This window comes from Peribacillus sp. SIMBA_075 (assembly GCF_046534585.1).
Genome location: NZ_JAWRYN010001039.1, coordinates 1 through 256, shown reverse-complemented (window position 1 = coordinate 256; position 256 = coordinate 1). Strand labels below are relative to the sequence as shown.

Below are 256 nucleotides of genomic sequence, written 5' to 3'. Positions count from 1 at the left end.
GACAAGAACCGCAAGGATCCATCCAGCGATGAACGCCGCTATGGCGAAGGCCCCGACGAACACGGCGGCCCTTACCTTTGTGGTGTCTTTTTGGGGAACGATGCCCTGCAACCATTCGACAATCGGTTCCCGGAATATCACAACGAGTACGGCCCCTAGAAGCGGACAGGCGATGCTCAGTACGTTGATGAAGGGGTTTGTTGCATCGAACAATCGCACTCACCAAGTCCCTATCATGTTGTCTTAACCGGCCGAC

At 55.1% G+C, this 256-nt stretch carries 1 protein-coding gene; it reads left to right on the top strand.

The genetic code is table 11. The annotated features are described in order from the left end of the window. On the top strand, positions 1–247 hold a 247-nt coding region (locus SB775_RS31460; protein WP_410865201.1), incomplete at its 5' end, for a hypothetical protein. Between the last annotated feature and the right edge of the window lie 9 nt (positions 248–256).